Here is a 17487-nt window from a genome sequence, read left to right on the forward strand (position 1 = left end):
ACCGCACCGCCACCACCGCACTCACCGGCACCACCCGCGACGACGACGCACTCACCCTGCAGATCCCCAGCGACGGCACCCAGCGCCAACTCCGCGCCCTCCTCGACCGGCTGGACACCGCAGGCGTCGAGGCCGACGAACTCACCGTCCACACCCCCGACCTCGACGACGTCTTCTTCGCCCTCACCGGCACCGCCGACCTGCCCACCCAGCCCGGCCAGCCCGACCTGCCCGCCCAGTCCGCCCAGCCCGCCCAGCCCGGCCAGTCGAAGGAGAACGTCCGATGAGCTCGCTGTCCCTCGCCGTCCGCGACACGTCCACCATGCTGCGCCGCAACCTCCTGCACGCCCGGCGCTACCCCTCCCTCACCCTGAACCTGCTGCTCACGCCGATCATGCTGCTCCTGCTCTTCGTCTACATCTTCGGAGACGTGATGAGCGCCGGCATCGGCGGCGGCGCCGACCGCGACGCCTACATCGCCTACCTCGTCCCCGGTCTCGTCCTGATGACCATCGGCTCCACCACCATCGGCACCGCCGTCTCCGTCTCCAACGACATGACCGAGGGCATCATCGCCCGGTTCCGCACGATGGCGATCCACCGCGGATCCGTCCTCATCGGCCATGTCATCGGCAGCGTCCTGCAGTCCGTCGTCAGCGTCGTCCTCGTCGGCGCCGTCGGCGTGGCCATCGGCTTCCGGTCCACGGACGCCACCGCCCTCGAATGGTTCGCCGCCTTCGGTCTCGTCACCTTCTTCGCCCTGGCGCTCACCTGGATCGCCGTAGGCATGGGCATGATCAGCCCCAACGCGGAGGCCGCCAGCAACAACGCCCTGCCACTGATCTTCCTGCCGCTCATCTCCAGCACCTTCGTCCCGGTCTCCCAGATGCCCGGCTGGTTCCAGCCGATCGCCGAGTACCAGCCCTTCACCCCCGCCATCGAGACCCTGCGCGGACTGCTCCTCGGCACCGAGATCGGCCACAACGGCTGGCTCGCCCTCGCCTGGTGCCTCGCCCTCACCGCACTCGGCTACCTCTGGTCCACGTCCGTCTACAACCGCGACCCCAAGTGACACACCTGCCCCGAACGCACGAGGGCGGCGCACCCCGACACACGTCGGAGTACGCCGCCCTCTCCGGCGTTACGGAATCACTCCTGGGCCACGAGCCGCACTGCGAGGACCACGATCAGCGTGCTCGACGCGAGCGCGGTGGTCAGCCTGCCGCGCGGACCCGTCAGGACCCTGCCGAGGAGGGTGCCGCCGAGGGCGAGGAGAAGCTGCCAGCTCGCGGAGGCGGCGAGGGCCGCGAGGACGAAGGCGGTGCGGTCGGGCAGGGTGGCGGGCGCCGAGGGGCCCGTCGCGAGGATGAGGGCGGCGAAGTAGACCACCGTCATGGGGTTGAGGATCGTGATGCCCAGGAACGTGAGGAACGCGCGTCCGGGGGTGAGGTCGGTCCCGTCGTCGCGGGAACCGAGCCCGCCCGAACGGTGGGCGGCGAGCGCCACCCACGCGGCCCGCACGGCGAGCACCGCGAGGACGACCGCGGAGACCCACCGGAGCGGGGTCATCACGGGGGCGAGGACGGGGACGAGGGCGGAACCGCCCGCGACGGCCAGGAGCGCGTACACCCCGTCGGCCGTGGCGACGCCGAGGGCCGCGGCCCCGCCCGTACGCCAGCCGGTACGGGCGGTGACGGCCACCAGATAGGCGCCGACGGCGCCGACCGGGATCGCGATGCCGTAGCCGGCCAGCAGGCCGGCCACCACCGCGGCGGTCACGCGACGGCGGGGATCGCGCCTCCGGGGGAGCCGGCCTGCTGCTGTCGGCGGTAGGCGGAGCCGTCCTTGGTCCGGCCGAGGAAGCCGCCGGTCACGAGGTAGCGGCGGAGGGCGGGGAAGTCCTCGTGGACGGTCAGCAGGGCCTGGTTGACCTCGGACTCGCGGTACTCGCGGCCGGTCTCGAAGAGCGACTCGGCGAGATGCGCGAGAAGCGCCTCACGACGGGCGGGCCTGCGCGGGATCGCCTTGAGGCGCCCGTCGGCGGAGAAGAGGTCCGCGACGGGGCGGGCCGAATGGCGGGACGGATGATGACTGGTCATGGCGGTGAGCCTGACGCCGGCAACCCCCGTCCCGCAAAGGGTTTTCACTTGGGCTCGGGCCGCACCATCACGTTCACCGCCTCCTGCACGGTCGGCAGGATCGTCCGGGTGCCGTTCCGGTCGAAGATCGGCCGGGCCTTGTCCACGAAGGCCCGGAAGTCACCCTCGGACTCCCAGAAGTCCACGACCCGCCACCCCCCGCTCCCGTCCGGCCCGGCCGCGTGCGCGATGAACCCGGCGGGCGGGAACCACTCGGCGGCCATGAGCAGGTCCGTGGTCTCCTCGTACTGCTCCTGGGTGCCGCCGGGGATCTCGATGGTGACGATGACGGGCATGACGCTGCTCCTGTACGTGGTGGGGTACGGCGATCCCGACCAGCACAGCAGCGGCCACGGCGCGGCGCACGGCGACACGGACCGAACGGGCGCGCTCGGCCGGACGTGCTCGGCCGAACGGGCGTGCCGGCCCACGAGAGCGATGGCGGCTCGCCGACCGGGCGGACGTGCAGGTCATTCCGTACGCGCCCCGTCGCGTCCAGGGTGCCGCGGCCCACGACCGTGCCCGCCGCGCACCCGGGCTTCCGTTCGGCGTTTCGACGCGGGGAATGCCATAGCGAGCAGGGGAGTTGAGACCGCCATGACCAAAGGTCCCGCCGCACCCCGCGCCCTGTCCGACGACGCCCTGTCCGAGCTCCTGAGCTCTCAGCAGTTCGGCACCCTCGCCACGAACAAGCGCAGCGGGCATCCCCACCTCACCACCATGCTCTACAGCTGGGACGCCGAGGAGCGCGTCGTGCGGTTCTCCACCACGGCCGACCGCGTCAAGGTCAAGCAGCTCCGGCGCGATCCGCGCGCGGCCGTGCACGTCCCGGGCGGGAACGTGTGGTCGTTCGCCGTGGCCGAGGGCGAGGCCGAGGTCTCCGACGTCACGACCACGCCGGGGGACGCGACCGGCCGAGAGCTGCTCGCGATGATCCCCGAGGCCGCCCGGCCGGCGGACGAGACCGCCTTCCTGGAGCAGCTCGTCGCCGAACGCCGTGTGGTCATCCGCCTGAAGGTGTCCCGGCTGTACGGGACGGCGCTCGACATCGACGGCTGAGGACGGGGCCGTACGCGGAGCCTGTTGCCGGAAGACTCAACTCCTCGCCATGGGACCGGGGTTGTCGCGTCGGAGGCCTGGGACTTCCGGCGCGGCGATGAGATCCTGTCCGCCGGGGGGACGGGTACTGCGAGTGAGCGGGGGAAGCGGCGACCGTGGAGCGGATCGGCAGCTACACGATCCAGCGCGAACTGGGCCGTGGCGGGATGGGCGCCGTCTACCTGGCGCGCTCGCTGTCCGGCAGGTATGTGGCGATCAAGGTCATCCGGCCCGAGTACGCCGCCGACCCCCGGTTCAGGGAGCGCTTCCGCCAGGAGGTCGAAGCCGCCCGCAAGGTCGGTGGCTTCCATACGGCGGCGGTGGTCGACGCCGATCCTGACGCCCCTCAGCCGTGGATGGCCAGTGCGTACATCGAGGGGCCGACCCTGCAGGCGAGCGGTCCCCTGTCCGAGGAGCGGCTCTGGCAGCTCGCCGCCGCGCTGGCCGAGGCCCTGGAAGCGATCCACGCCCGGGGCCTCGTACACCGTGACCTGAAGCCCGCCAACATCGTGCTGGCCGCTGACGGCCCACGGGTCCTGGACTTCGGGATCGCCCGGGTTCTGGACGAGTCCCGGCTGACGACCGACGGCGTCGTGGTCGGCACTGCCGGGTACCACTCGCCCGAGCAGGCCCTCGGCCGTCCGATCTCGGGGGCGAGCGACGTGTTCGCCCTCGGCGCGGTCCTCGTCGCGGCATCCGGCGGCAGCGCGTTCGGCCACGGCTCGGCCCCCGGGCTGATGTTCCGGGTGGTCCACGAGGCCCCGGACGTGTCCGCCGTGCCGCCGTCGCTGCGGCCCGTGGTCCTGCACTGCCTTGAGAAGGACCCGGCCCGCCGCCCGACTCCGCGCGAGCTGCTCAGCCGGTGTGCGGAACGTGCCGGAGCCGGAGCCGGGGTCGGATCCGGGGTCGGTGATGACGGTGACACGCTGACGCACGAGGCCACGGTCGCCGACGAGGCACCGGCACCGGCACCGGCACCACCGACGACGGCGCCCGCCCAGCCCGTGGAGCCGCTTCCGCTCGCCGTCTACCACCTGGGCAGGCGGGTGTGGCGCCTGCAGATTCTGCGCAACGCCGCCGGCGTGGCCGGACTGGTTGTCGGGGCGGTACTGAGCGCCGGCTACGCCCTCCCGGTCGCGATCCCCGTGATCGCCTCGGTCGTTGCCACCTTCCTCGGTTTACGCCTCCTGGGCCTGCTCGGCGCCGCCAAGGACAGCCTCACGCTCAGCGAACGCGGTATCGGCGTGGGGCCGCCCAGCAATCTCGTGGTCATCCCCTGGCCCGCGATCAAGTCCGTGGAGCTGAAGGGACACCCCAAGCGGGGGACGGAACTGACCGTCCACCGCGCCGTGGTGCGGCAGCTACCCCAAGGCGCCCAGCACCCGACATGGGTCCGCGACGGTCCCGCCGGCGCCCTGCGGATCCGCACGGGTAGGCTCGCACCGCTCGGCGGTGCACCTCAACTGGGCGACGCGGTCCGCCAGTACGCCCGACGCCACCGTGTCCAGATATGGGAAGGCTGAGCCGGGACCGTCACGGCAACGAGCGGGTGAGCCAGGCCACTTCGCCGTTTTCCTCCATGGATACGCGATCCCGCTCGAACCCGAGCTTCTCCAGGACGCGGAGCGACGGCATGTTCCACGTGCCCACGGTCGACCAGAGCCGCTTCCGCCCGGTCGCGCAGGCGGCGTCGAGCACGGCACCGGCCGCCTCGGTGGCGTAGCCGCGCCCATGGACGCGCTGGAACAGTTCGTACGCGATCTCGGGCTCCTCCAGGGTGGAGCGGCCGATGATCAAGCCGCAGTAACCAATGAAGTCACCCTCTTCACGGCGCTGGATGGGCAGCAGGGCGATCCCCGTACTCTCCGTCGCGGCGAGCAGCTCCCCGATGGCCGTCCGGATGCGCTCGACGGGCGGCTCCCCCTTGCCGCGTTCGGCGAGGAGGGCACAGAACTCAGCCGCGTCCGACTCGACCCACGGCCGCAGTATCAGCCGCTCGGTCTCCAGGTGGAACGCCATCGTCTCGTACGTAGTCACGCACCCACTCTGCCGGACGGATCAGCGGCGCGAGGTGGTCTTTCGACCCGGCGGCCGCCAGGGCTGCGGGCGCACCGGCGAATCCGAAACCGCTCTTCACGGGTCCCTGAGGGACACGTGTAACGCATGGCCCCGCAGCCCTTCAGCGAGCGTCTCTCCGCACGTATGACCAGGCACCGAGCACGACGATCAAGGCGCTGAATCCAGACCGGGGACAAGGCGCAGGAGGATTCCGACGACGCGTTCGCCGAGCAACGGCCACAGCACGAGCAGCAGCGTCGCCGCGACACGGCTCAGTCGGCCAGGGCGGCGCCGACTATCGCCTGGATGTACGGCAAGGGACTACCGGCTCCCGTCGGGTTCAGGGAGTACACGACACGGTGCCGGAGGTCCCTGGTGGCGAAGAACCCGCTTTCCCAGCCAGGACGGGACCCCGTCTTTCCCCACACGAACTCTCCGTCCGCGAGCTTGTGGCGCATGAGCCCGCCGACGCTGAAGCAGGCGGGCCCACCGAAGCAGTTCTTGTTGTCGGCGGCGCTCCTCACGTCCGGTACGTCGAAGACCAGCTTCTGCTGGGCGGGCGGCAGCAGCCGGCCTCGGAACAGAGCGGTGAAGAACCGGTCCAGATCGGCGGCAGTGGAGATCACGCCGCCCTCGGCCCACGGGTAGGGGCTCTGCTCCGTGACGTCCTGCCCGCCGATGTACACCCTCGCGTGGGGCGAGGGGATTCTCAGGTCGTCGGCGGCGGGCAGGCGGGTGTGGCGGAGGTTCAGCGGCCGTACGATCCGCCGCTCCAGCTCACCGGCGAAGGAACGACCGGTGACCTTCTCGACAAGCAGTCCGAGGACGTGGGAGTTGAGCCCGTTGTACTGCTGCTCGGAGCCGGGCGCGGGCGTCGGCTCGGTTGTCGCGGCGGCCGCGGCGAACGACTCGCGCAGCAGGTCCTCGGGCTTCACGGACGTGAACTGCCACCCCGGCCCGTCGTTCGGACTGGGGGACCAGGCGGGCCTGGGAAGGCCGCTGGTGTGGTCGAGGAGCTGGCGCACCGTGACCCGGTCGTACGCCTCGGGGACCACGTGGGGAACGTATTTCCGGGCGGGTGCGTCGAGTGAGACCCGTCGCTCGGCGACGAGTTGGAGGACGACGGTGTTGGTGAACGTCTTGGTGACACTACCGATACGGAAATGCGCGTCGGCACTGACCGGCCCGGCGGCGGCCCCCTTTCCGTCCCGTCTGACGAGCGCACCCGCGATCACCTTGTCGGGCAAGCGGCCGAGGATGTCCTGAACGGCGGGACTCACGGCCTCCGGGGCGCGGCTGTCCCCGGAGGCCACGGGCGCGGCGGTCGCCGCGAAGGCCGCGGGGACCGCAGCGCCGACGGCGAGAGCGGCGGCCAGGGCCAGGCTGGTGGCGGTGAGACGCGTACGCATCGAGATTCCTCCGGAACGGTGCCGACGGGAGCTGCTGACACCTCAACTCTGCTGTGTGCAGCAGCCGTAGCCCATCGGTGATCACCCTGATCGGACCCTTACCCGCCCCTGCCCCGGGCCCTGATCACGACGTCGGGGTCGGTGACGTACCGCGTCGGCGATGTGGCGACGGACGCGCTGGGAGCCCTCACCGGCCGGAGGCGTGGCACCGGAGATCCTGGCGTTGGCTGGTCCGTCTGAGTGGGTGGGAAGACCGGGAAAGCACAGAAGCCGGGGCCGGACCCGCCACCCCGAGACCGGTTCCGCCGGGGATCTGCGACGGAATCGGGGCCTCCCTGTACTTACTGCGTAACAGACCTGCTGTGCACGCGTGTTGAGGGAATTTCGCGAGCACAATCTCTTCGCCAGCGGGAGCCGAGAGCGGTTCCGTGCGGCCGATCACGGGGGAAGCCAGCATGAACACTCACGTCAGTCGCCCACGGCCGAAGAGCCGCGGGGGCGGGAAGTCCTACGTCGTCGGGGGCGCTGTGGTCGTCGCGTTGCTCGCGGCCACGGCGTGTCAGCCGAGTGGGGACGACGGTTCGGACCCGGGGAAGGCCTCGGGCACCCCGAGCGCGACGGGAACCGCCGATCCGGGTGGCGCGCCTTCCGCGGAGCCGACCGAATCGAGGCCCAGTGCGACCGGCTCGACCAAGCCGGACGACACTCCCGGCGGCACCGCCATCGCCGCCTGCACGCAGGAGCAGCTCGCCGTCTCCTCCGTTCTCGAGCCGCCGGACAGCAAGGAGCACCGGCACCTGCTCCTCACCGTCCAGAACGTCAGCGACAAGGAGTGCGACCTCTACCGCCACCCCCACGTGAAGCTCGGCGCCGACGCCCGGACCACGGTCCCCGTGATCAAGGACAGCGATCCCGACCCGGGCCGGCCCGTCACCCTCGGTCCCGGCGACGAGGGGTACGCCGCTCTCCTCGTCAGCGGCGGCGCCAGGGACGAGTACGAGGCGAAGAGCATCACCCTCACCCTCCAGGGCAGCAAGCCGGGCAGTCACGCGGGCGGGCCCATCGACGTCCCGATGCCCGTCCCCACGCTGTACGCGGACGACGGTCAGCTCGTCACGTACTGGACGACCGCCTCGGGTCTCGCCCTGCGCTTCATCGTGTCCAGGTGAGGGTGACACGGCGCGTGCCCGCTACAGCCCCAGCCGGTACCGGATCTTCTTGACCAGCTCCAGCAGGTCCGGCTGGCGCAGCAGGCTGTAGTGGTCCGCGTCCAGTTCCACCACCGTCGGCGGGTGCGTCGACCAGCCCGTCGTGTGCTCCAGGAACGAGTAGTCGTCGCCCTCCGCCTTGAAGATCGTCACCGGGCAGCCGACCTGTCGTTCCGTCAGTTCCCGGAAGGTGTACGTGAACTCGAAGGTCTCCTCGACGATCGCCACGATCCGGGAGATCAGGTCCGGGTCGAGGGCCGGGAAGCGGGACGCGACCAGGGACACGAAGGTCTCCCGGTCCTTCGCCTCCACCGTCGGGTCGATCGCGCCCGCGAACACCGAGTACAGGATCGTCACGAACGCCGGGTTGTCGTACGTCGCTCCGCCCGTCTCGGAGGAGCGGACCTTCGGTGAGCCCGGGGCGATCAGGAAGAGGTTCTCCACCTGCTCCCCCGCCGCTTCGAGCAGGTGCGCCGACTCGAAGGCGACCCGGGCGCCGAAGGAGTAGCCCCAGAGGGTGTACGGGCCGGTGGGCCGGCGGCGGCGGATCGCCTCGACGTCCGCCGCCGCCATCTCGCGGATCGTGGGGTACGGCTCCTCGCCCCGGTTGATGCCGTACGCCTGCACCCCGTAGAACGGCCGGTCGATGCCGATCTCCGCCGCCAGGTGGCGCAGGTTCATCGTGTAGCCGCCGAGGCCCGGCCAGCAGAAGACCGGCGGCTGGGCGCCCGCCGCGTGGAGCCGTACGAGACGGGAGGCGGGCGTGGCGGCCGCGCCGTCCAGCTGGTGGGCGAGCTTCTCGATCGTCGGGCGCTCGAAGAGGATCTGGAGCGGGAGCCCGCCGCCGAACTCCCGGTTGATCCGCGTGACGAGCGCGACCGCGATCAGCGAGTTGCCGCCCGACTCGAAGAAGTCGTCCAGGACCGAGACCGACTCCACGTCCTCGTACTTGAGGGCCTTCGCCCAGATCTCCGTCAGCCGGCTCTCCGTCCGCGTACGGGGCAGGACGTGCGGGCGGCCGTGCAGGCCCGCGTTGACCACGGCCAGGTCGGCGAGGGCCTTCGTGTCGACCTTGCCGTTCGCCGACAGCGGGAGGCGGTCCAGGACCACGACCCGGTTCGGGATCATGTAGTCGGGCAGATGGCGGGCGAGGTCGTCGCGGATCATCTCCGCCGGGCCCTTCATGTGGACGGTGTCCTCGTACATGCCCTCGCTCAGCCGCTGCTCCCCGCTGATCCGGCCGCCCACGAAGAAGTACGAAGGGCCGGTCGGGCGGCCCGCCGCCGACAGGATCTCGTCCATGCGGCGCGCCGCCGGGAGCGGGTGGCCCGACTTCGAGCTGTAGCCGGAGGACATGAACCCGAGGCCGTGCTCGCCGTGCTGGAGGCGCTGCAGTGCCCGTCCCAGATCGACGTACGCGCGGTCCGCCCGCGCCGTGCGGCTGATCACCGTGATGCCGAGCGAGGCCCGCTCGTACACCGCCTGGTTGATGGCGATCACATGCTTCTTCTCCACCAGGGAGGGGCAGACCGGGGTCAGGGCGGCGTTCTCGTAGAGGTACTGGTACGGCGGGAGGTCCGGCATGGCGTCCGGATGCGCCTGGACGTAGATGTCCACCTCCGGGTCCGTGACCGCCTGCTCGTCGTACGGGACGACCTCGAAGGTCCCCTCCGCGCCCGGCCGGATGTCCAGGCCGTAGCCCGGCAGGATCTCCTCGAAGAGGCCCACCATGTGGCCCGTCTCGATCTCCAGGACCTCCTGGATGTTGTTCCGGTAGACCGGCTCGATCGCCTCCGGCCGACCCCGGAAGGCCACCCGGAGGAACGGTTCGCCCGCCGGGTCGGCCGGGAGCTGTTCCGTCCTGTACAGCTGGTGGCGCACCGGGTGGTAGTAGTACGTGCCCGGGTCGAGACCCGCGATCCCGCGCAGCTCCACCGACAGCTGCGTGGCGTACAGCGCGCCCGGCGAGGCGTAGCCGTACTTCGGGAGCAGCCGCTCCTCGCTCGTGAACTGGCCGAACCAGCGCAGGATCTCGCCCAGGTCCGCCGCCGTGAGGCTGCCCACCGCGCGGGAACCGACGCCCTCCGGGCGGCGGGCCAGCGCGGCCAGGACGTCGGCGCGGGTGACCTCGCCGCCCTCGTAGAAGCGGTACGTCTTGCGGGCGAAGACCGTGCGGCGCATCCGCTCCGTGGGCGTCGCCCCCGGCAGGACCACGACCGGAAGTCCGGCCAGCTCCGCGTCGTCGCGCGTGCCCGCGTTGGAGAGCTGCGCCTTGACCTGGAGCTTCGACTCCTTGGACTGGTGGTGGGCGCCGTGGTTGCCCTGGTCCATCAGGGCGGCTTCCTTCGGGGACAGCTCGACGCAGGCGACCAGGTTCTGGAAGCCGGTGCGGGGCTCGTCCTTCACGATGACCGCCGCGTTCCTCACCCAGTCGTGGTTCTCGACGGCGAGCGCGATCTCGTCCAGCTCCACGCGGAAGCCGCGCAGCTTGATCTGGTTGTCCGCGCGGCCGGCGAACTGGACGGTGCCGTCCTCGTTCCAGTGGGCCAGGTCGCCCGTGCGGTAGAGGCGCTCGCCGGTGTCCGTGGTGACGAACTTCTCGGCGGTCAGCTCCGGACGGTCCAGGTACCCCCGCGCCACCTGGACCCCGCCGACGCACAGTTCGCCGTCGCGTATGTGGAAGGTCGTGTCGTACGCCGGTCTCCCGATGGGTATCGCGGCGGGGCCCTCGGCGGCGGCGAGGGCGGCGCGGTCCACGGTGTGCGAGGAGGCGTTGATCGTGCACTCGGTGGGGCCGTAGAGGTTGATCAGCTCGGCGGCGGGGAGCTCGGCGAGGAGCTGCGCCGCCAGGTTGCGGGAGAGGACCTCGCCGCCCGAGTAGACCCGCCGGAGGGTGGTGCAGCTGCCGAACCGCTCCGTGTCCACCAGGGCCTGGAGGAGGGTCGGCACGCCCTGGAGCATCGTCGCGCCGTGCGCGCGGACCGTGTCGATCAGGGCCTCCGGGTCGCGGTACACCCCCGGCGGCCCCATGGCGACGCGGGCGCCGACGGCCGGAGCGAGGATCTCCCACTGGGCCGCGTCGAAACTCATCGGCGTCTTCTGGACGACGATCGCGTCCTCGTTCAGCCGGTGCTCCGAGGCCATCCAGCGCATCTGGGCGACGATCGAGCGGTGCTCGATCATGACGCCCTTCGGCTTGCCGGTGGAGCCGGAGGTGTAGATGACGTACGCGAGGTCCCGCTCGCTCATCGGGGGTAAGGCGGCCGGGGGCGGGGGCGGGGGCGGGGGCAGCGCGTCGCCGAGGGTGACGACCGTCGTGCCGGGCGGGGCGAGCTGTGTGACGCGGTCACGGAAGTGGGCCTGGGTGAGGACGATGCGGGCGCCGCTGTCCTCGATCATGTACCGGACGCGCTCCTCCGGGTACTCCGGGGAGAGCGGCACGTACGCTCCGCCCGACAGGACGACGCCCCAGATGCCGGTCATCAGGTCGAGCGACGGCTCGACGTGCACGCCGACGCGGGTGTCGGGGCCGACGCCGAGGTGCCGGAGGTGCGCGGCGAGGGCGGCGGCGGTGTCGTACAGCTCGCGGAAGGAGAGCGTGGCTTCGCCGAAGGCGGCGGCGGGGTGGTCGGGGCGGGTGGCCGCCTGGGCGTGCAGGAGCCGGTCGAGCGTGAGCATTTCGGTCCCTTCGGTCTGGGGGGACACCGGGGCGGGCCCCCTCGTTGTGGGCGCCCGTTCCGCCGGGGCGGTGCGCCCTCGTTGTGGGTGTCCCGGGTCCGCTGGGGCGGCGTCCACCCCGTTGTGGACCTCGGCTCCGCCGGGGCGGTGTCCACCCGTGCTCCCGCCGCCCCTCGTTGTGGGCATTCGTTCCGCTGGGGCGGAACGGGTGGGCACAACGGAACGGCGCCCCCTTGCCGGGCCCAGGCTTCCGCGCCTGAACCCGCACCCGTTGTGCGGCGCACAGTCCGGTGCGGGTCCAGGCACAAGGGGCGGAGGCGCCCGCCAGGGCGCCGTCCCGTGTGCCCACCCGTCCCGCCCTGCGGGACGATTGCCCACACGGGGGGGGCGGCGGGGCACCGCCCCAGCGGGGCATGCGCAGACGTGAGGGCCCGCCTCGGGCGGGTGGGCGCCGGGTTGCCCACACGGGCGTGGGCGGGCGGCGGGCGCGGGCGGTTGCCCGCACGGGGGTGGGCGGCGCCGAGCAGTGGTACCGGGCCGTGCCGCAGCCCAGCGGTCAGCGGTAGATGCAGAGTTCTTGTTCTGTCGCGCCCGTCAGGGTGTAGTGGGTGCCTACCAGGGGGCGGCCCGAGTAGATGCGGATCAAGGTGGACGCCGGGCCCTTGAACGTGGCCGGCGGGCGGCCCTCGATCTCGTTGCCCAGGGTCACCGCCGTGGCCTCCTCCAGGTCGCCCACCAGTCGCGGCGTCTCCCGTTTGCGGCTCGTCACCGACAGGAGCGGGAGCGCCAGGTCCAGGCTGGGCCCGCAGTAGGCGCCGGGGGCGCCGAAGGCCTCCCGTACGTCTCCCGCATGGACCCACTCGCCCAGCGCGACCGCGTCCAGCCGGCCGTCCTCCCGTTCCGCGATGACCGGGCCCGCCTCCGTGAACCCGCGTTCCAGTTCGTCGAGGATCCGGTCGAGCGGCCAGTCCTCCCGTTCGGCCACGTCACACGCGTTGGCCTCCGGCAGGAACACGCCTTCCTCCAGGCGGCCCTCGACGATCCGGACGAGCGCCGCCCCGCAGTGGGCGAGGACCTGCCTCGCCGTCCAGCCGGGGCACGCGGTGCGGAGTTCGTACGCCTCCTCCGGTGTCCGGCGCAGGAGCGGCATCAGCAGGTCCCGCTCCGTTCGCAGCAGGCGGTCCGGGAGCCATGGGTCCCGGACCTCATCCTCCGTACACATCAGTAGCGGTAGTGGTCCGGCTTGTACGGGCCCTCGACCGGGACCCCGATGTACGACGCCTGCTCCGGGCGGAGGGTCGTCAGCCGGACGCCGAGGGCGTCGAGGTGGAGACGGGCGACCTTCTCGTCCAGGTGCTTGGGCAGCACGTACACGCCCACCGGGTACTCCTCCGGCTTCGTGAACAGCTCGATCTGGGCCAGGGTCTGGTCCGCGAAGGAGTTCGACATCACGAAGGAGGGGTGGCCCGTGGCGTTGCCGAGGTTCAGCAGGCGGCCCTCCGACAGGACGATGACGACCTTGCCGTCGGGGAACGTCCAGGTGTGGACCTGCGGCTTGACCTCGTCCTTCACGATCCCGGGGATCGCGGCGAGGCCGGCCATGTCGATCTCGTTGTCGAAGTGGCCGATGTTGCCGACGATCGCCTGGTGCTTCATGCGGGCGATGTCGGACGCCATGATGATGTCCTTGTTGCCCGTGGTCGTGATGAAGATGTCGGCCGTCTCGACCACGTCCTCAAGGGTCGCGACCTGGTAGCCGTCCATCGCCGCCTGCAGCGCGCAGATCGGGTCGATCTCGGTGACGATGACCCGGGCGCCCTGGCCGCGGAGGGACTCGGCCGAGCCCTTGCCGACGTCGCCGTAGCCGCAGACGACCGCCGTCTTGCCGCCGATCAGGACGTCGGTGGCGCGGTTGATGCCGTCGATGAGGGAGTGGCGGCAGCCGTACTTGTTGTCGAACTTCGACTTCGTCACGGCGTCGTTCACGTTGATCGCCGGGAAGAGCAGCGCACCCTCGCGGTGCATCTCGTACAGGCGGTGGACGCCCGTCGTGGTCTCCTCGGTGACGCCGCGGATGCCGGCGGCGATCGTCGCCCAGTCCAGGGCCGACTTCTCGAGGAGGGCGCGCACGACGGCCATCTCCTCGTTGTCGGCCTCGGGCAGCGCGCCGGTCTTCTGGTACTCCACACCCTTGTGGACGAGGACGGTGGCGTCACCGCCGTCGTCCAGGATCATGTTCGGGCCGTCGGCGTTCGGCCAGGTCAGCGCCTGCTCCGTACACCACCAGTACTCCTCGAGGGTCTCGCCCTTCCAGGCGAAGACCGGGATGCCGGCGGCGGCGATCGCGGCGGCCGCGTGGTCCTGCGTCGAGTAGATGTTGCAGGACACCCAGCGGACCTCGGCGCCGAGGGCGACGAGCGTCTCGATGAGGACGGCGGTCTGCACGGTCATGTGGAGGGAGCCGGTGATCCGGGCGCCCGCGAGCGGCTGGGCGGCCGCGTACTCGCGGCGGATCGCCATCAGGCCCGGCATCTCGTGCTCGGCGAGGGTGATCTCCTTGCGGCCGAACCCGGCGAGGGAGATGTCGGCGACTTTGTAGTCCGTGAAGGTGTCAGACATGGACAACGCTCCTTGCGCTCATGATGGTTCGGTGGATTTCCAGGGCCGCCGTGGACTTGTTCAGCGTGATGTAGTGCAGGCCCGGCGCCCCTTCGTCGAGGAGCCGCAGGCCCATCTGTGTCGCGTACTCGACGCCGATGCGGTACGAGGCCGCCGGGTCGTCCTTCGCCGCCTCCAGGCGGTGCGCCAGGTCCTCGGGGAAGGCCGCGTCGCTCAGTTCGGCGAAGCGGCGGATCTGGCGTACGTCCGTCGCCGGCATGATCTCCGGGATGATCGGGGTGTCGCAGCCGGCGGCGGCGACCCGGTCCCGCAGCCGGAGGTAGTCCTCGGGGTCGAAGAACATCTGGGTGATGGCGTAGTCGGCGCCCGCCCGGCACTTGGCGACGAAGTGCGCGAGGTCGTCGGCCGGGCCGGTGGATCGCGGGTGGCCCTCCGGGAAGGCGGCCACCCCGATCCTGAAGTCGCCCAGCGAACGGACCAGCTCCACCAGTTCGTACGCGTACGTGAAGCCCTGCGGGTGCGGCGTCCACGTCCCGCGCGGATCGCCGGGCGGGTCGCCGCGCAGGACGAGCACGTCCCTGACCCCGGCGTCCGCGTAGGCGCCGATGATCGCGCGCAGTTCGGCGACCGAGTGCCCGACCGCGGTGAGGTGGGCGACCGGGCGCAGCGTGGTCTCCCCCGCGATCCGCTTGGTGACGTCGATGGTCCGGTCGCGGGACGAGCCGCCCGCGCCGTACGTGACGGAGACGAAGTCCGGGGACAGGGCCTCCACGCGGCGGATCGCGTCCCAGAGGGTCCGCTCGCCCTTGTCGGTCTTCGGCGGGAAGAACTCGAAGGAGAAGGTCACACTCATCTGCGGCCTCCCGCGTTGAAGTAGCTCGCCTCCGGGTGGTGGACGACGATCGCGTCCGTCGACTGCTCGGGGTGCAGCTGGTACTCCTCCGACAGCTCCACCCCGATCCGCTCGGGGCGCAGGAGGGCGGCGATCTTCGCCCGGTCCTCCAGGTCGGGGCAGGCCGGGTAGCCGAGCGAGTAGCGGCAGCCCTGGTACTCGGTGCGGAGCATGCCGTCCAGGCCGGCGGGGTCGGCCGAACCGATGCCCCAGTCGGCGCGCACCCGGGCGTGCCAGTACTCGGCGAGCGCCTCCGCCAACTGGACGGAGAGGCCGTGGAGTTCGAGGTAGTCCCGGTAGGCGTCGGCGGCGAAGAGCCGCGCCGTCTCCTCGCCGATCCGGGAGCCGACGGTGACGACCTGGAGGGCGACGGCGTCGACCTCGCCCGAGTCCTCGGAGCGGTGGAAGTCGGCCAGGCAGAGGCGGCGGCCCCGCTGCTGGCGGGGGAAGGAGAAGCGGGTCCGCTCGCCTCCGTCCTCGTCCAGGACGATCAGGTCGTCGCCCTTGGACACACAGGGGAACCAGCCGTACACGACGGCTGCTTCGACGAGGCTCTCGCGTTCGATGCGGTCGAGCAGCGCCCGCAGCCGGGGCCTGCCCTCCGTCTCGATGGTCGCGGGGTCCTTGAGGCCCCACTGGCCTTTGAAGAGGGCGCTCTCGTCGAGCCAGGGGGCGTATGCGGCGAGGGGGATGTCCTTGACGACCCGGGTGCCGAGGAAGGGGGGCTCGGGGACGGGGTTGTCGGCGGCGACGTCGGAGCGGCCGGCCGGCTCGGGCTCCCGCACCTCGACGAGGGGGGTCTCCCGCTTGGGTACGCGCCGCTGCTTGAGCGGCGGGAGTACGGCTCCGGGGACGCCGCGCTTGACGCCCATGAGCGCGTCCATGAGCCGCAGGCCCTCGAAGGCGTCGCGGGCGTACCGCACCTCGCCCTCGTACAGCTCGTGCAGGTCCTGTTCGACGTATGCCCTGGTCAGGGCCGCGCCGCCGAGGATCACGGGGAAGCGGGCGGCGAGGCCGCGGCCGTTCAGCTCCTGGAGGTTCTCCTTCATGATGACCGTGGACTTCACGAGGAGGCCCGACATGCCGATGACGTCGGCCCGGTGCTCCTCGGCGGCCTCCAGGATCGCGGAGACCGGCTGCTTGATGCCGATGTTGACGACGTTGTAGCCGTTGTTGGAGAGGATGATGTCGACGAGGTTCTTGCCGATGTCGTGGACGTCGCCGCGGACGGTGGCGAGGACGATCGTGCCCTTGCCGTCCGCGTCCGTCTTCTCCATGTGCGGTTCCAGGTACGCCACGGCCGTCTTCATGACCTCGGCGGACTGGAGCACGAACGGCAGCTGCATCTGGCCGGAGCCGAACAGCTCGCCCACGGTCTTCATGCCGTCGAGGAGGATCTCGTTGACGATCTCCAGGGCGGGCCGGATCGACAGCGCCTCGTCGAGGTCGGCCTCCAGGCCGTTCTTCTCGCCGTCGACGATCCGGCGCTTCAGCCGCTCGTCCAGGGGGAGCGCGAGCAGCTCCTCCGCCTTGCCGGCCTTCAGGGACTTCGCCGTCGCGCCCTCGAACATCTGCAGGAAGCGCTGGAGCGGGTCGTACCCCGGGTCGTCTCCCTGCTGGGGACGGCGGCGGTCGTGGATCAGGTCGAGCGCCACCTCCACCTGCTCCGGCTCCAGGCGCGCGATCGGCAGGATCTTGCTCGCGTGGACGATCGCCGAGTCCAGGCCCGCCTTGACGCACTCGTCGAGGAAGACAGAGTTCAGGACGATCCGCGCGGCCGGGTTCAGACCGAACGAGATGTTGGAGAGGCCCAGGGTGGTCTGCACGTCCGGGTGGCGGCGCTTCAGCTCGCGGATCGCCTCGATCGTGTGGATGCCGTCCCTGCGGGACTCCTCCTGACCGGTGCAGATCGTGAACGTGAGGGTGTCGATCAGGATGTCCGACTCCCTGATCCCCCAGTTCCCCGTGAGGTCCGCGATGAGCCGCTCGGCGACGGCCACCTTGTGCTCGACGCTCCGGGCCTGGCCCTCCTCGTCGATGGTCAGCGCCATCAGCGCCGCGCCGTGCTCCTTCGCCAGGGCCGTGACCTGCGCGAACCGCGATTCGGGCCCGTCACCGTCCTCGTAGTTGACGGAGTTGACGACGGCCCGGCCGCCGAGCTTCTCCAGACCCGCCCGCAGGACCGCGATCTCGGTCGAGTCGAGCACGATCGGGAGGGTGGAGGCGGTCGCGAAGCGGCCGGCGAGTTCCGCCATGTCCGCCGTGCCGTCCCGGCCCACGTAGTCCACGCACAGGTCGAGCATGTGCGCGCCCTCACGGATCTGGTCGCGCACCATCTCGACGCAGTCGTCCCAGCGGGCCTCCAGCATCGCCTCGCGGAACTTCTT

The 17487-nt window shown here is 71.2% G+C and carries 14 protein-coding genes and 1 pseudogene; 5 read left to right on the plus strand and 10 right to left on the minus strand.

Translation table 11 applies throughout. The features are described 5' to 3' along the window. Together ACZ4VK_RS35810 and ACZ4VK_RS35815 are read left to right on the plus strand one after the other, a co-directional pair. Positions 1–287 (plus strand): annotated as a pseudogene (locus tag ACZ4VK_RS35810) (ABC transporter); the annotation flags it as partial. Beyond that, complete coding sequence (locus ACZ4VK_RS35815; RefSeq protein ID WP_468361922.1) at positions 284–1072, plus strand: ABC transporter permease; 789 nt, start codon at positions 284–286, stop codon at positions 1070–1072. The pseudogene ACZ4VK_RS35810 and the gene ACZ4VK_RS35815, both read left to right, overlap by 4 nt. Before the next feature lie 77 nt (positions 1073–1149). On the opposite strand, the gene ACZ4VK_RS35820 is transcribed toward ACZ4VK_RS35815, so the two are convergent. From ACZ4VK_RS35820 to ACZ4VK_RS35830, 3 genes are read right to left on the minus strand one after another with little or no spacing between them, the layout of a single operon-like run. After that, a complete protein-coding gene (locus ACZ4VK_RS35820) occupies positions 1150–1779 on the minus strand; it encodes a LysE family transporter (protein ID WP_468361925.1) in 630 nt (209 codons plus the stop codon). Then, on the minus strand, positions 1776–2099 hold the full coding sequence (locus ACZ4VK_RS35825) for a DUF2087 domain-containing protein (RefSeq protein WP_468361928.1): 324 nt from the start codon (positions 2097–2099) through the stop codon (positions 1776–1778). The genes ACZ4VK_RS35820 and ACZ4VK_RS35825 overlap by 4 nt, the downstream gene beginning before the upstream one ends. A 44-nt stretch (positions 2100–2143) precedes the next feature. Beyond that, the gene (locus ACZ4VK_RS35830) at positions 2144–2434 is read right to left on the minus strand and encodes a hypothetical protein (RefSeq protein WP_468361931.1); all 291 of its coding nucleotides are present in this window, start codon (positions 2432–2434) and stop codon (positions 2144–2146) included. A gap of 301 nt (positions 2435–2735) precedes the next feature. On the opposite strand from ACZ4VK_RS35830, the gene ACZ4VK_RS35835 reads away from it, so the two are divergent. After that, positions 2736–3197 (plus strand): pyridoxamine 5'-phosphate oxidase family protein, encoded by a 462-nt coding sequence (locus ACZ4VK_RS35835; RefSeq protein ID WP_397786518.1) that lies wholly within the window; start codon positions 2736–2738, stop codon positions 3195–3197. Between the two features lie 155 nt (positions 3198–3352). Then, on the plus strand, positions 3353–4759 hold the full coding sequence (locus ACZ4VK_RS35840) for a serine/threonine-protein kinase (RefSeq protein ID WP_468361935.1): 1407 nt from the start codon (positions 3353–3355) through the stop codon (positions 4757–4759). A gap of 10 nt (positions 4760–4769) precedes the next feature. Here ACZ4VK_RS35840 and ACZ4VK_RS35845 read toward each other — a convergent pair whose 3' ends face one another. Further along, positions 4770–5273, minus strand: a complete 504-nt coding sequence (locus tag ACZ4VK_RS35845) for a GNAT family N-acetyltransferase (RefSeq protein WP_468361938.1) — start codon at positions 5271–5273, stop codon at positions 4770–4772. 293 nt (positions 5274–5566) lie between these two features. Beyond that, on the minus strand, positions 5567–6703 hold the full coding sequence (locus ACZ4VK_RS35850) for a serine hydrolase domain-containing protein (protein WP_468361941.1): 1137 nt from the start codon (positions 6701–6703) through the stop codon (positions 5567–5569). Between the two features lie 455 nt (positions 6704–7158). Between ACZ4VK_RS35850 and ACZ4VK_RS35855 the strand changes: the two genes are divergently transcribed. Further along, positions 7159–7872 (plus strand): DUF4232 domain-containing protein, encoded by a 714-nt coding sequence (locus tag ACZ4VK_RS35855; protein ID WP_468361943.1) that lies wholly within the window; start codon positions 7159–7161, stop codon positions 7870–7872. Positions 7873–7893: 21 nt separating this feature from the next. Here the strand turns inward: ACZ4VK_RS35855 and ACZ4VK_RS35860 are convergent, their stop codons facing one another. From ACZ4VK_RS35860 to ACZ4VK_RS35880, 5 genes are all read right to left on the minus strand, one after another. After that, positions 7894–11589: an amino acid adenylation domain-containing protein gene (locus tag ACZ4VK_RS35860; RefSeq protein WP_468361946.1), complete on the minus strand. Its 3696-nt coding sequence runs from the start codon at positions 11587–11589 to the stop codon at positions 7894–7896. A 556-nt stretch (positions 11590–12145) separates the two neighbouring features. Further along, entirely contained in the window at positions 12146–12811 is a 666-nt protein-coding gene (locus tag ACZ4VK_RS35865) for a maleylpyruvate isomerase family mycothiol-dependent enzyme (RefSeq protein ID WP_468361949.1), read from the minus strand. After that, positions 12811–14208 carry an adenosylhomocysteinase gene (gene ahcY, locus ACZ4VK_RS35870; RefSeq protein ID WP_468361952.1) on the minus strand — a complete coding sequence of 466 codons (1398 nt, stop codon included), beginning with the start codon at positions 14206–14208 and terminating at the stop codon, positions 12811–12813. The genes ACZ4VK_RS35865 and ahcY overlap by 1 nt, the downstream gene beginning before the upstream one ends. Next, a complete protein-coding gene (metF, locus tag ACZ4VK_RS35875; protein WP_468361955.1) occupies positions 14201–15061 on the minus strand; it encodes a methylenetetrahydrofolate reductase [NAD(P)H] in 861 nt (286 codons plus the stop codon). The genes ahcY and metF overlap by 8 nt, the downstream gene beginning before the upstream one ends. Continuing rightward, positions 15058–17487 (minus strand): methionine synthase (locus ACZ4VK_RS35880; RefSeq protein ID WP_468361958.1); only part of this gene is annotated, 2430 nt, incomplete at its 5' end. The genes ACZ4VK_RS35880 and metF, both read right to left, overlap by 4 nt.

Source organism: Streptomyces sp. NPDC028711, assembly GCF_055565415.1.